This window comes from Streptomyces sp. NPDC001339 (assembly GCF_042895955.1).
GTDB lineage: Bacteria > Actinomycetota > Actinomycetes > Streptomycetales > Streptomycetaceae > Streptomyces.
Genome location: NZ_JBIAWT010000002.1, coordinates 160,884 through 173,755, shown reverse-complemented (window position 1 = coordinate 173,755; position 12,872 = coordinate 160,884). Strand labels below are relative to the sequence as shown.

The 12,872-nt window shown below is 68.1% G+C and carries 12 protein-coding genes; 2 read left to right on the top strand and 10 right to left on the bottom strand.

Features of this window, described 5'->3' with window-relative positions:
- Window positions 1–25 precede the first annotated feature (25 nt).
- From ACFY12_RS05955 to ACFY12_RS05945, 3 genes are all read right to left on the bottom strand, one after another.
- Complete coding sequence (locus ACFY12_RS05955; protein WP_390714521.1) at window positions 26–1,033, bottom strand: FKBP-type peptidyl-prolyl cis-trans isomerase; 1,008 nt, start codon at window positions 1,031–1,033, stop codon at window positions 26–28.
- Window positions 1,034–1,168: 135 nt separating this feature from the next.
- On the bottom strand, window positions 1,169–2,530 hold the full coding sequence (gene pafA / locus ACFY12_RS05950; protein ID WP_390714520.1) for a Pup--protein ligase: 1,362 nt from the start codon (window positions 2,528–2,530) through the stop codon (window positions 1,169–1,171).
- Window positions 2,531–2,539: 9 nt separating this feature from the next.
- On the bottom strand, window positions 2,540–3,799 hold the full coding sequence (locus ACFY12_RS05945) for an MFS transporter (RefSeq protein ID WP_390714519.1): 1,260 nt from the start codon (window positions 3,797–3,799) through the stop codon (window positions 2,540–2,542).
- Between the two features lie 121 nt (window positions 3,800–3,920).
- Here ACFY12_RS05945 and ACFY12_RS05940 point away from each other — a divergent pair, with 121 nt between their 5' ends.
- Entirely contained in the window at window positions 3,921–5,006 is a 1,086-nt protein-coding gene (locus ACFY12_RS05940) for a LacI family DNA-binding transcriptional regulator (protein WP_390714518.1), read from the top strand.
- A gap of 142 nt (window positions 5,007–5,148) precedes the next feature.
- Here ACFY12_RS05940 and prcA read toward each other — a convergent pair whose 3' ends face one another.
- The 6 genes from prcA to arc all read right to left on the bottom strand — a co-directional run bounded on the left by prcA (window position 5,149) and on the right by arc (window position 11,569).
- The gene (gene prcA / locus ACFY12_RS05935; protein WP_390714517.1) at window positions 5,149–6,084 is read right to left on the bottom strand and encodes a proteasome subunit alpha; all 936 of its coding nucleotides are present in this window, start codon (window positions 6,082–6,084) and stop codon (window positions 5,149–5,151) included.
- Window positions 6,085–6,162: 78 nt separating this feature from the next.
- Window positions 6,163–7,008 carry a proteasome subunit beta gene (gene prcB, locus ACFY12_RS05930; RefSeq protein ID WP_390714516.1) on the bottom strand — a complete coding sequence of 282 codons (846 nt, stop codon included), beginning with the start codon at window positions 7,006–7,008 and terminating at the stop codon, window positions 6,163–6,165.
- Entirely contained in the window at window positions 6,960–7,253 is a 294-nt protein-coding gene (locus tag ACFY12_RS05925) for an endonuclease VII domain-containing protein (RefSeq protein WP_390714515.1), read from the bottom strand. The genes prcB and ACFY12_RS05925 overlap by 49 nt, the downstream gene beginning before the upstream one ends.
- A 318-nt stretch (window positions 7,254–7,571) precedes the next feature.
- Window positions 7,572–7,790, bottom strand: coding sequence for a ubiquitin-like protein Pup (locus tag ACFY12_RS05920; RefSeq protein ID WP_066928203.1), 219 nt, complete (start codon window positions 7,788–7,790; stop codon window positions 7,572–7,574).
- A 223-nt stretch (window positions 7,791–8,013) separates the two neighbouring features.
- Entirely contained in the window at window positions 8,014–9,525 is a 1,512-nt protein-coding gene (gene dop, locus ACFY12_RS05915; RefSeq protein WP_390714514.1) for a depupylase/deamidase Dop, read from the bottom strand.
- A 277-nt stretch (window positions 9,526–9,802) separates the two neighbouring features.
- Complete coding sequence (arc, locus tag ACFY12_RS05910; RefSeq protein WP_390714513.1) at window positions 9,803–11,569, bottom strand: proteasome ATPase; 1,767 nt, start codon at window positions 11,567–11,569, stop codon at window positions 9,803–9,805.
- Window positions 11,570–11,818: 249 nt separating this feature from the next.
- On the opposite strand from arc, the gene ACFY12_RS05905 reads away from it, so the two are divergent.
- Window positions 11,819–12,112 carry a ferredoxin gene (locus ACFY12_RS05905; protein ID WP_390714512.1) on the top strand — a complete coding sequence of 98 codons (294 nt, stop codon included), beginning with the start codon at window positions 11,819–11,821 and terminating at the stop codon, window positions 12,110–12,112.
- Between the two features lie 102 nt (window positions 12,113–12,214).
- Here ACFY12_RS05905 and ACFY12_RS05900 read toward each other — a convergent pair whose 3' ends face one another.
- Window positions 12,215–12,811: a hypothetical protein gene (locus tag ACFY12_RS05900; protein WP_390714511.1), complete on the bottom strand. Its 597-nt coding sequence runs from the start codon at window positions 12,809–12,811 to the stop codon at window positions 12,215–12,217.
- Window positions 12,812–12,872 lie beyond the last annotated feature (61 nt).

The following is a 12,872-nucleotide window of genomic DNA, read 5'->3' as shown; positions in this document are numbered from 1 at the left end:
TCGCAGATCTTGCCGGTACCGCAGATCAGGCCGCGCTCAGGATGTCGACCACGAACACCAGCGTCGAGTCGGCCGGCAGCTCCTTGCCCTTGTTCTCCTTGCCGTACGCCTGGTCCGGCGGGATCACCAGCAGCACCCGGTCGCCGACGTGCTTGCCGACGATGCCCTTGTCCCAGCCCTCGATGACCTGGCCCTGGCCGATCGCGGTGGTGAAGGGCTGGCCCGTCTTCCAGGACGAGTCGAAGAGCGCGGCCTTGGGCTTGCCCTCGTTGATCTTCCAGGCGGCGCCGCTGTACTGCATGGTCACCCGCTGGCCGCTCTTGATCTCGGCCCCCTTGCCCTCGATGAGGACCTTGTCGACCAGCTTCTTCGGCGGATCGTTCTTCGGGATCGAGATCGTGGCGGGCTCCTCCTTGTCCGCCTTGATCTGCGGCAGATCCGACGGGATGTCGGCCTGGGTGCCCTTGGCCATCTTCGGGGTGATCTTGCCCACGTCGAGTGCGAAGACCAGGGTGTCGGTGCCGGACACGCCCGCCTGCGGGTTGCCCTGATCGCCCCACGCCGCGGACGGCGGAGCGACCACCAGGACGCGGCTGCCCTCCTTCTGGCCCACCAGCGCCTTCGAGAACGCCGCGATCGCGGCGTCCGAACCGGCCGTGACCAGCTGCGCGCCGCCCTGGTCATAGGAGCTGCCGAGGTCCTTGCCGCCCTTCCAGAGCTTGCCGGTGTAGTTCATCGACACCAGATCGCCCTTCTTGACCTCGGCGCCGTCGCCCTTGGTGAGCGTGTGCACGACGAACTTGCCCGACGGGTCGCCCTTGGGCACGTCGATCGTGGCCTTCTTGCCCTCGGCACCGCCGACCTTCGGCATCGGCGCCGCCGAGTCAACGGGCTTGGGAGCTTCGGGCGCCTTCGGGGACGAAGAAGAACCAGTCTTCTCCGCTTCGCTCTTCTTGTCGTCGTCACCCCCACAGGCCGTAGCGGTGAGCGCCAGAGCCGGCACCATGAGCAGAGCAGCGAGTCGGCGTCGCACAGTGATCCTCGGGTTCCTTCGAGTACAAGTCGGCACACTCTACGACGCACGCGGGGCACCGCACGAGATCCGTACGGCGCCCCGTGTGGCGACCGGTGCCCCAGCGGCCGCGGCCGTGCGGCGCCCGGCACGGCCTCACATCCCGGCGATCAGCTTCTCCACCCGGTCGTCCACCGAACGGAACGGGTCCTTGCACAGGACCGTACGCTGCGCCTGGTCATTGAGCTTGAGGTGCACCCAGTCGACCGTGAAATCACGGCGCTGCTCCTGGGCCCGGCGAATGAAGTCACCGCGCAGCCGCGCCCGAGTCGTCTGCGGCGGCACCGACTTGCCCTCGAAGATCTTCAAGTCATTGCAGATCCGCGCGGCTTGGCCCTTCCGCTCCAGAAGGTAGTAAAGGCCCCGGCGACGGTGAATGTCGTGATAGGCGAGGTCTATCTGCGCCACCCGCGGATGGGACATGGTGATGTTGTTCTTCGCCCGGTACCGCTCGATGAGCTGATACTTCATCACCCAGTCGATCTCGGTCGCGACCCGGTCCAGATCCTCGCTCCGGACCGCCTCCAGCGTACGGCCCCACAGCTCCAGCACCCGCTCCACGAAGCCCGTACGGATACCGCGGCGCTCGCAGAAATCCACCGCCTTTTCGTAGTACTCCTGCTGGACCTCGAGCGCGGACGCCTCACGCCCGCTGGCCAGCCGCACCTTGCGCTGCCCCGTGATGTCATGGCTGACCTCACGGATAGCCCGGATCGGATTCTCCAGCGTCAGATCGCGCATGACCGTACCGGCCTCGATCATCCGCAGCACCAGATCCGTGGCGCCGACCTTCAGCATCATCGTCGTCTCGGACATGTTCGAATCACCGACGATGACATGCAGCCGGCGGTACCGCTCGGCGTCCGCATGCGGCTCGTCCCGGGTATTGATGATCGGACGCGAACGGGTCGTCGCCGACGAGACCCCCTCCCAGATGTGCTCCGCGCGCTGGCTGACGCAGTACACCGCACCCCGCGGAGTCTGCAGCACCTTGCCCGCACCGCACAGCAACTGGCGGGTGACCAGGAACGGAATCAGGATGTCCGCGAGCCGCGAGAACTCACCGTGCCGGGCGACGAGATAATTCTCGTGGCAGCCGTACGAGTTTCCCGCCGAATCGGTGTTGTTCTTGAACAGATAGACGTCGCCCGCGATTCCCTCCTCGTGCAGGCGACGCTCGGCATCGACGAGCAGACCCTCGAGAATGCGCTCACCCGCCTTGTCGTGCGTGACCAGCTCGGTCACGTTGTCGCACTCGGGAGTTGCATATTCCGGGTGCGAACCCACGTCCAAGTACAGGCGGGCGCCGTTCCGCAGGAAGACATTGCTGCTGCGGCCCCATGACACGACACGGCGGAAGAGGTACCGCGCCACTTCGTCAGGCGACAGTCGGCGCTGTCCCCTGAACGTGCACGTGACGCCGTACTCGTTCTCCAGCCCGAAAATGCGGCGGTCCATGACTGAACATTACGCCTGACGGCCTGCTCTGAAACCGGGTTCGACAGCCCCGTTCCGATCATTTTCCGCCGGGAGCGCACCCGCCCCACCCTTCACCGGATCCCCGAGAAATCGCTTCGTCGACAAAAGGACGAGCAGCGCCGTGACCCCTCCGGCGCCCGACACCGCGAATCCCGCCGCCGGACCACCGCCCTGCACTGCCGGTCCCACCACCGAGGAGCCCACCGCCGCACCGACCAGGAACGTCGTCACGATCCACGAAAACGCCTCCGTCACCGTGCCCTTGGGCGCATGCCGGTCCACCACCACGAACGCACACGCCAGCGAAGGCGCCAGGAACACCCCCGCACACCCCGTCAGCGCCGCCATGCCGGCGACCCCGGGAGTCAGCGCCAGCGGCAGATACCCCAGCGCCAGCAGCCCGATCAGCAGCCGCAGCCGGCTCTCCGGCCGCCCCGGCCACTCCCGGGCACCGTAGACCAGGCCGCCCACCAGCGCCCCGGCACCGAGCGCGGACAGCAGAAGACTGGAGATCATCCCCCCGCCGCGCTCCTCCGCGTAGGCCACCGCCGAGACCTCCATCCCGCCGAGCGCCAGCCCGACGAAGAAGAACGTACCGAGCACCACCAGCATCCCGGCCGAGCGCAGCGCACCCAGCCAGTGCGCGTCCCGCGGCTCACTGCGCCACCGCCGGGACGGCGGCGACACGACGACGGAGAGCGCACCGAGCACCCCGACCGCATTGATGACCAGCAGCGCTCCCCCCGGCGACCAGAACGCCCCGAACAGCGTCACCAGCGACGGCCCCGCCGCGAACATGACTTCCTGCGCCACCGCATCCAGCGCATACGCGGCATGCACCCGGTCCGGGCGCCGGAGCACCCCCGGCCACAGCGCCCGGAGGCCGCCCTCCAGCGGCGGGGTGAAGAAACCGGCGACCGCCAGGGCCGCATACGCGAGCCACAGGGGATCGAGGCCGACGAAGGCGAAGAGTGTCATCCCGAGGGCGGAGACCACCGAGGCGGGCAGCATCACCCGCGGCTGACCGTAGTGGTCGACGGCCCGGCCGAGCAGCGGCTGGCCGATCGCCGTGCAGACGCCGTAGACCGCGGAGAGCGAACCGGCGAGCGGATAGCCGGCGCCCGCGTCCCGTGCGAACAGGACGACGGCCAGCGCCGCGGTGGCGTTCGGCAGCCTGCCGACCAGCGTTCCCCCCAGCAGCCGCGCCGCATGCCGGGTCCTGAGAAGCTCCGCGTATCCCGTGGCCATCCCCGCCCCCTTCCGTCCGGACCGACCGGACGTGTTACGTATAACTTCCGGCGTCATACGTACCATGGCGGCAACCTGCGGTCCACCCCGCAACGACCGCACACGAGGAGTGACACACCCGGTGACCAGCCACAAGGCCACACCGCCTGCCCTCCCCCAGCCACCGCCGACCGGGGATGCCCCGGGCCCGGCCGCCGCACCCCGCATCACCAGCCGGGACGTCGCACGGGCCGCCGGAGTCTCCCAGGCCGCCGTCTCCCTCGTCCTCGGCGACAAATGGCGCGGCCGGGTCTCGGAGACCAAGGCCCAGGCTGTACGAGCCGCCGCCCGCGAGCTCGGCTACCGCCCCAACCTCGCCGCCCGCAGCCTGCGCACCGGCCGCACCCGCACGGCCCTCCTCGTCGTCCCCGTCCTCACCACCGAGTTCTTCGCCCGCGTCTACACCGGAGCGGCCCGCATCGCCGCCGACCACGACTTCGGCGTCGTCCTGTACCCCTCCCCCGACGGCATCGCTCATGCGCGCGACCCCTTCGACTCGGCCGCTGCCACCCTGGACGGCGTGATCGCCTCCTCCATGGCCGCCGAGGCCCTCACCGCGCTCCGCGCCGCCGGCCTGCCCCTGGTCATGCTCGACAGCGACCCCGACGACGACCGCGCCACCGCCACCGTCAACCTCGATATCGCCGACGGCGCACGGCAGTTGGCCGCCCACCTGACCGCGCTCGGCCACCGCCGCATCACCCACCTCGCGGCCGATGTGGACTCCTGGACCTTCGCCCTCCGCCGCCACGCCGTCACCCAGGCGCTGGCCGCCGTCCCCGGCACACACCTGCGCCGTCTGCCATCCGCCCTGGGCATCGACGCCGGCCTCCGCGCCGCCCACGCCGCCCTCACCGGCCCCGGCCCCCGCCCCACCGCCCTCCTCTGCGACGACGACATCATCGCCGCCGGTGCCTGCAAAGCCGTCCGCCGCCTCGGCCTGCGCGTCCCCGACGACGTCTCCGTCACCGGCTTCGACGACCTCGCCCTCGCCCGCGCCGTCGACCCCGAGCTGACGACCGTACGGCTGCCCGCCGAGGAGTTCGGCGAAGCCGGTATGCGCGCCCTGATGACCGCACTCGACGGCCGCCCAGCCCAGCCCCCCGGCCCCCTCCCCGTCGAACTGATCACCCGCGGCTCCACCGCCCCACCGCCGCCCAGCCCCTGACCCTGACCCCGCCCCTGCCCCTGCCCCTGCCCCTGCCAACGCCATGCGCCCCGGCGGGCAGTGACCCACCGGGGCGCGCGAACCGGGCCAGCGGCCCGGCAACCGTTCATCAGCGCGAACGGACCATCGGCGAAACCGACCGTCAGAGCAGCGGCTCCCCCTCGGAACCACCCTCCCCGGCAGCCCCCTCGCCGCCCTCGGCCCCTTCGGCACCCGAGCCCTTCGCACCCGCACCACCGGACTCCGGCGAGCCCTTCGCGCCCTTGCCCTCCTTGGCGCTCCTGGTGCCCTTCGCGCTCTTGGTGCCCTTGCCGCCGGCCTCCTCGGCGGCAGCACCCGCGGCCTCATCACCGGTGCCCTCGTCCGCGCCCGCGCCGTCACCCTCCTCCAGCAGACGGGTCAGCTGCCGGCCGAGGATCCGCTTGAACTTGCGCTTCTGCGGCCGCGTACGGTCCAGCGTCGCGACCTCCAACTGCTCCGCCGTCAGCCGCCGCTCGCCACCGTTGGAATCCCGTGACAGCGACTCCACCGCCAGCTTCAACGCCTCCGCCAGCGTCATACCGTCCCGATGCCGCTGATCCAGATAGCTGCTGATCTGGTCCGCGTTACCGCCCACCGCCACCGAACCGTGCTCATCGACGATCGAACCGTCATGCGGCAGCCGGTAGATCTGATCCTCCTCCGGAGCACTGCCGACCTCGGCGACGATCAGCTCCACCTCATACGGCTTCTCGGCGGCACTGGAGAAGATCGTGCCCAGCGTCTGGGCGTACACATTCGCCAGCCCGCGCGCCGTCACATCCTCACGGTCATAGGTGTAACCCCGCAGATCCGCATAGCGCACACCACCGATCCGCAGATTCTCGAACTCGTTGTACTTACCGACCGCCGCGAACGCGATCCGGTCGTAGATCTCACTGACCTTGTGCAGGGCGCGGGAAGGATTCTCGGCGACGAACACCACGCCGTCGGTGTACTGCAGCACCACGACGCTGCGGCCACGCGCGATGCCTTTGCGGGCGTATTCGGCACGGTCGGCCATGGCCTGCTGGGGTGAGACATAGAACGGCGTCGACACCGGCTATCCATCCCTTCCTGTCAAAATCATTCTCACTGGCGGCGTTCTCACTGGCGGCATTGCGGAACATCGGTACGGTCAGAGCAGCGCGGCCCGCGGGCCGTCCGGCTGGTCCAGGCGCCGCTCATGCACGGCACGGGCAATCTCCGCGACCTCGTCCTCAGGCAGCCTCCGGAAGCCCTCGTCGGTGATCACCGTCATGATCGGATAGATCCGTCGCGCCAGGTCCGGACCGCCGGTCGCCGAATCGTCGTCAGCCGCGTCGTACAGCGCCTGCACCACGGCCGTCGCGGCCTGATGCTCCGTGAAGTCCTCCTGGAAGAGCTTCTTCAGCGCGCTCCGCGCGAACACCGAACCGGAACCCGTCGCCGCGAAACCGTGCTCCTCCGAGCGCCCGCCCGTCACGTCGTACGAGAAGATCCGGCCCTTCTCCCGGTCGAGGTCATAGCCCGCGAACAACGGCACCACGGCCAGGCCCTGCATGGCCATCCCGAGATTGCCGCGAATCATCGTCGACAGCCGGTTCGCCTTGCCCTCCAGGGAGAGTTGGGCGCCCTCGACCTTCTCGAAGTGCTCCAGCTCCAGCTGGAACAGCTTCACCATCTCGGTGGCGAGACCGGCCGTACCGGCGATACCGACCGCGCTGTACTCATCGGCCGGGAAGACCTTCTCGATATCGCGCTGCGCGATGACATTGCCCATCGTCGCCCGCCGGTCACCGGCGAGCACCACGCCGCCGGGGAACGTCAGGGCCACGATCGTCGTACCGTGCGGCGCCTCGACGGCACCCTGGACGGGCGGCAGCGGACGGTTGCCGGGCAGCAGCCCCGGCGAGTGGTCACTGAGAAAATCCATGAACGACGAGGACCCGGGCGTCAGGAAGGCAGCCGGTAGACGCCCGGTGCTGCGAGTGTTGGCTTCCACGCGTTTCCTTCCAAGTAGTCGGCTGCTCGGAGCGCAGCTGCGGGGGCGTCCCTCAACACGCCGAGGCCGGAATTGCAGTTGAAGCACAGTACGCCACGGACCTTACCCGTCCTGTGGCAGTGATCCACATGCGTTGCAGGAGCGGCTAGGCATATACAGCAGACCCCGCCCTGGGAGGCGATCCGCTCGTCTCGCTCGGCCTCGGTCAGGCCGTACTTGCGCCACAGGTGCTGTGCAGGTGCCACTGCCGCTCTACAGGCCTTGCAGCGGCTGGCCCACCCATCGCGCTTCCGATGCCATTCGCTGTGCGGCTTCACTTCGCCGCACCCCCGGCAACGTTTGTGCCCCTCCGGCACATTGTCCACAGGGCCGAGCACTTGAGGCTCTAGTGCGCGGCAGTGATAGCGGGTCGCGCAATCCCGGCAATGCCGCTGCAAGCCATCAAGGTTTGACCGCTTGCGGGCGAAGGCTGCGCGCGGCTTGCACTCACCGCACCGCACGCAGCGCTTCACAATTTCTTCAGTTGACAACCCAAGCACCCCCCGCCACCTTCGATTCGAAGGCTACTCGCCGCCTTTCTGAACGAATGACCGAACGAAATCCTCGGCGTTCTCTTCGAGCACATCATCGATTTCATCCAGCACAGAGTCCACGTCGTCGCTCAGCTTCTCCTGCCGCTCCTTGAGCTCCTCGGAGACCTGCGCGTCCTGGGCCTGCTCCTCGACCTCCTCGGTGGAACGCGTGGCCTTCGCCTGTCCGCCGCCGCTGTCCTTGGTCGCCATATCCCTCACCCCGCTCGGTTCGCCCGCTCGATGTGACCTTCAAGATCCGACCCTACAAGCAGGGTCCGACATCGGCCCTGCAGTTGCTGCAACGCCCGGGAGTCATCTCGATGATTCCCGTACCGCGGAGATTTCAGCCGTCGCTCGACGGCCGATCGCCGCGAATCCTGTCGTGCACCTGTCGCGATTCAACCCGCGACCCGGCCCTGGTCCGGCCCGTGGTTCAGCGGCCGGACAGCGTCCTCACCAGCTCTTCGGCGGTCCGGCAGCGGTCCAGCAGCTCCTTGACGTGCTTACGGGTCCCGCGCAGCGGCTCCAGCGTCGGCACCCGCTGCAGCGAGTCCCGGCCGGGCAGGTCGAAGATGACCGAATCCCACGAGGCGGCCGCGACATCGTCCGCGTACTGCTCCAGGCAGCGGCCGCGGAAGTACGCCCTGGTGTCCTCAGGGGGCCGCTGCCGGGCCCGCTGGACGTCGGGCTCGTCCAGGAGGCGCTTCATCTTGCCGCGGGCCGCCAGACGGTTGTACAGGCCCTTCTCGGGGCGTACGTCGGCGTACTGGAGGTCGATGAGGTGGAGCCGAGCGGCGTCCCAGTCGAGGCCGTCGCGGCGGCGGTAGCCCTCCATGAGTTCGCGTTTGGCGACCCAGTCCAGCTCGCCGGCGAGGCTCATCGGGTCGTTCTCCAGCCGGGTGAGCACGTCCTCCCACCTGGTGAGGATGTCCTTGGTCTGGTCGTCCGCGTCCGCTCCGTAGCGGTCCTCGGTGTACTTGCGGGCGAGCTCGTAGTACTCCATCTGGAGCTGTACGGCGGTGAGCGTGCGGCCGCTGCGGAGCGTGATCAGGCGTTGCAGGGTGGGGTCGTGCGACACCTGGTGGAGGGTGCGGACGGGCTGGTCGACGGCGAGGTCGACGGCGATGAAGCCGTCTTCGATCATGGAGAGGACGAGGGAGGTGGTGCCGAGCTTGAGGTAGGTGGAGATCTCGGAGAGGTTGGCGTCACCGATGATCACGTGGAGGCGGCGGTACTTCTCCGCGTCCGCGTGGGGTTCGTCGCGGGTGTTGATGATGGGCCGCTTGAGGGTCGTCTCCAGGCCGACCTCCACCTCGAAGTAGTCGGCGCGCTGGCTGATCTGGAAGCCGTGCTCGTGGCCGTCCTGGCCGATGCCGACCCGGCCGGCGCCGGCGTAGACCAGCCGGGAGACGAAGAACGGGGTCAGGTGCCGCACGATGTCCGAGAAGGGGGTCTCCCGCTTCATCAGGTAGTTCTCGTGCGTGCCGTAGGAGGCGCCCTTGTTGTCGGTGTTGTTCTTGTAGAGGTGGATGGGCTGGGCGCCGGGGACCTGGGCGGCCTTTTCGGCGGCTTCGGCCATGATCCGTTCGCCGGCCTTGTCCCAGAGGACGGCGTCGCGGGGGTTGGTGACCTCGGGGGCGCTGTATTCGGGGTGTGCGTGGTCGACGTAGAGCCTGGCGCCGTTGGTGAGGATCACGTTGGCGAGGCCGATGTCCTCGTCGGTGAGCTGGCTGGCGTCCGCGTTCTCGCGTGCGAGGTCGAAGCCGCGGGCGTCCCGCAGCGGGTTCTCCTCCTCGAAGTCCCAGCGGGCACGGCGTGCCCGGTGCATCGCGGCCGCGTAGGCGTTGACGACCTGGGATGAGGTGAGCATGGCATTGGCGTTCGGGTGCCCGGGGACGGAGATCCCGTACTCGGTCTCGATGCCCATTACGCGCCGTACGGTCATGCGGCCCTCCTTGCCCGGCGGCGTCCCCGGATGGGGGCGGCGCTCACGTACCGCTGCTGTGCCTGCGTCCCGGGTGCGTGCCCCACGCCCGCACTGCGTGACGCAGCGGTACCGATGAGCCTAGAACGCCATTGCGGCTCTGGGGAGATCATTACAGTCATTGCTCCAGTCCGGTTTTCCCTGGTTCATCGCCCATGATGGGAGCATTTTCGGTGCTTCCGGAAATGCGTCCGGCTGCGGACGCCCCGTGCAGGACATCCGCAGCCGGAGAGCGGTGTTACAGGTATTGGCCGGTATTCGCCACGGTGTCGATGGAGCGGCCGGTGTCCGCGCCCTGTTTTCCGGTGACGAGGGTGCGGATGTAGACGATCCGCTCGCCCTTCTTTCCGGAGATCCGGGCCCAGTCGTCCGGGTTGGTGGTGTTGGGCAGGTCCTCGTTCTCCTTGAACTCGTCCACGCAGGCCTGGAGGAGGTGGGAGACCCTGAGGCCTTTCTGGTTGTGCTCGAGGAAGGCCTTGATGGCCATCTTCTTTGCGCGTCCTACGATGTTTTCGATCATCGCACCGGAGTTGAAGTCCTTGAAGTAGAGGACTTCCTTGTCACCGTTGGCGTAGGTGACCTCCAGGAAGCGATTCTCCTCGGATTCCGCATACATCTGCTCGACGACGGACTGAATCATTCCGCTGACTGCGGACCTGCGCGAGCCGTCGTGTTCGGCGAGGTCGTCGGCGTGCAGCGGGAGATTTTCCGTGAGGTACTTCGAGAAGATGTCCTTGGCGGCCTCCGCGTCCGGGCGCTCGATCTTGATTTTCACATCGAGGCGGCCGGGGCGCAGAATGGCCGGATCGATCATGTCCTCGCGGTTGGAGGCGCCGATCACGATCACGTTCTCGAGGCCTTCGACACCGTCGATCTCGGAGAGCAGCTGGGGGACGATGGTGTTCTCCACGTCCGAGCTGACGCCGGATCCACGGGTGCGGAAGAGGGAGTCCATCTCGTCGAAGAAGACGATGACGGGGGTGCCCTCACCGGCCTTCTCCCTGGCGCGCTGGAAGATCAGCCGGATGTGCCGTTCCGTTTCGCCGACGTACTTGTTGAGCAGCTCCGGGCCCTTGATGTTGAGGAAGAAGCTCTTCCCCGCGGGCTGGCCGGTCACCTCGGCAACCTTTTTGGCAAGGGAGTTGGCGACCGCCTTGGCGATGAGTGTCTTGCCGCAGCCGGGTGGGCCGTAGAGCAAGACGCCCTTGGGCGGGCGGAGTTCGTGCTCCTTGAAGAGGTCGGGGTAGAGGTACGGGAGCTCGACGGCGTCCCGGATCTGTTCGATCTGGGTGCCCAGACCGCCGATCTTGGTGTAGTCGATGTCCGGTACTTCTTCGAGGACGAGTTCCTCGACCTCGCTCTTCGGGATGACTTCGTAGACGTAGCCGGAGCGGGATTCGAGCAGCAGGGCGTCGCCGGGGCGGATGGTGGTGTCCAGCAGCGGCTCGGCGAGCCTCACCACCCGCTCCTCGTCGGTGTGCCCTATCACCAGGGCCCGCTCGCCGTCCTCGAGGATCTCCTTGAGGGTGACGATGTCGCCGGCCCGCTCGAACTCCATGGCCTCGACGACGTTGAGCGCTTCGTTGAGCATGACCTCCTGGCCACGCCTGAGGTCCTCGGCCTCCACGCTCGGGCTGACATTGACCCGGAGCTTCCGGCCGCCGGTGAAAATGTCGACCGTGCCGTCCTCGTTCGCGTGCAGGAAGACGCCGAAGCCGGCCGGCGGCTGTGCGAGCCGGTCGACCTCTTCCTTGAGGGCGACGATCTGGTCGCGCGCCTCGCGGAGAGTGTTGGCGAGACGCTCGTTCTGCGCCGAGACGCCGGCCAGGTTGGTCTGCAGCTCGACGATCCGCTCTTCGAGAATCCTCGTGTGCCGCGGAGAGTCGGCGAGCTTGCGTCGCAGGACGGCGATCTCCTGCTCGAGATAGGCAACCTGACCGGCGGGATCTTCAGACCCCCGCCCCGGCCGGATGCCGCGGTTGATGTCGTCGTCGTGGGCTGCCACGGTCCTCACCTCCTCCAAGGAGCTGGACGCTTCCTGACCCTACCTGGGCCGGTGCAGGTTGAAACCCCTAGATCGAAAAGACTGTCGGGGTGTGTCCGATCTTCACCCTTGCGCACGTCCTCACGCCAAGGGGATACCCACCCATCAACATCGGAAAGCGACCGGTTGTATCGTCGAGTCGGTCAACACCCGTCAGTGCTGGCGCCACTTAGACAAAAACGGTTCACGTACGCAGGAACGGCAGGCGAGATGACCGCGCAGGACGAAGCCCCAGAGCTGGAAGTCTGGATCGACCAGGACCTGTGCACCGGGGACGGCATCTGTGCGCAGTATGCGCCGGAGGTCTTCGAGCTGGACATCGATGGTCTGGCGTATGTGAAGAGCGCCGATGACGAGCTGCTCCAGGAGAAGGGGGCGACAACCCCCGTCCCGCTGAAGCTGCTCAACGACGTGCGCGACTCCGCGAAGGACTGCCCGGGGGACTGTATCCACGTGCGCCGGGCCGGCGACGGCGTAGAGGTCTACGGCCCGGACGCAGAGTAGTCCGCCGCTGAACAGTTCGGCTCCCGAGTAGTTCGACGCCGAGTAGCCCACAGGTCACGGAACGGGATACGGAGCGTCCCCGGGGATACAGCACGCGACGGCTCAGGCGCTCTGGGTGACCACACTGGCGGGGAGTTCGCTCTGGACGAACTTCCCGCCCCGCCATTGCCACTTGACGCTCTTGCGCACGTCCGGGCAGCAGCGCGGCACGTCGAGGCTGGAGTAGCCCTCGACGTCCGCGACGACCGCCCGGTCCCTGAGGGCGAGCGTGCGGACGCTGAGCTGCTGGCCGGGTGCGAGGAGTGTCGCCACGATCCGCGGGACGGCCCGGGAGCCGGCGGACTGGGCGAGGACGTAGACGGCGCTGGGCGGGGTGCCGGTCTCGCTGTGGCAGCGCACCTCCGCGACGGTCTCGGTCGTCCCGTCGCCGTCGAGGTCTCCGGAGACCTGCCGTGCGATGTCGAGGCGGTGCGGGCCGCAGTCGACGGGGAAGGCCACCTTGGCCGGATCGGGGGCGGTGCCGACGGCGGTCACGGAGCGGTGCCCGGCCCGGGTGTCCCGGGAGGTCGTGGCCGTGGCGTCGGGCGGCTGGATGAAGGAGGCGGCCGCCACGACCGCCGAGACGGCGGTGGCGGTGGTGAGCCAGTGCATGAGGCGCGGCTGGGTGTGCAAGAGGTCCTGGCCTGCCAAGGGCTGCACGCGGGGTAACTCCTGTGAAGTGCTGTGCCGGTGGGAGTGTCCAGCATCGTTCCACAGGTGG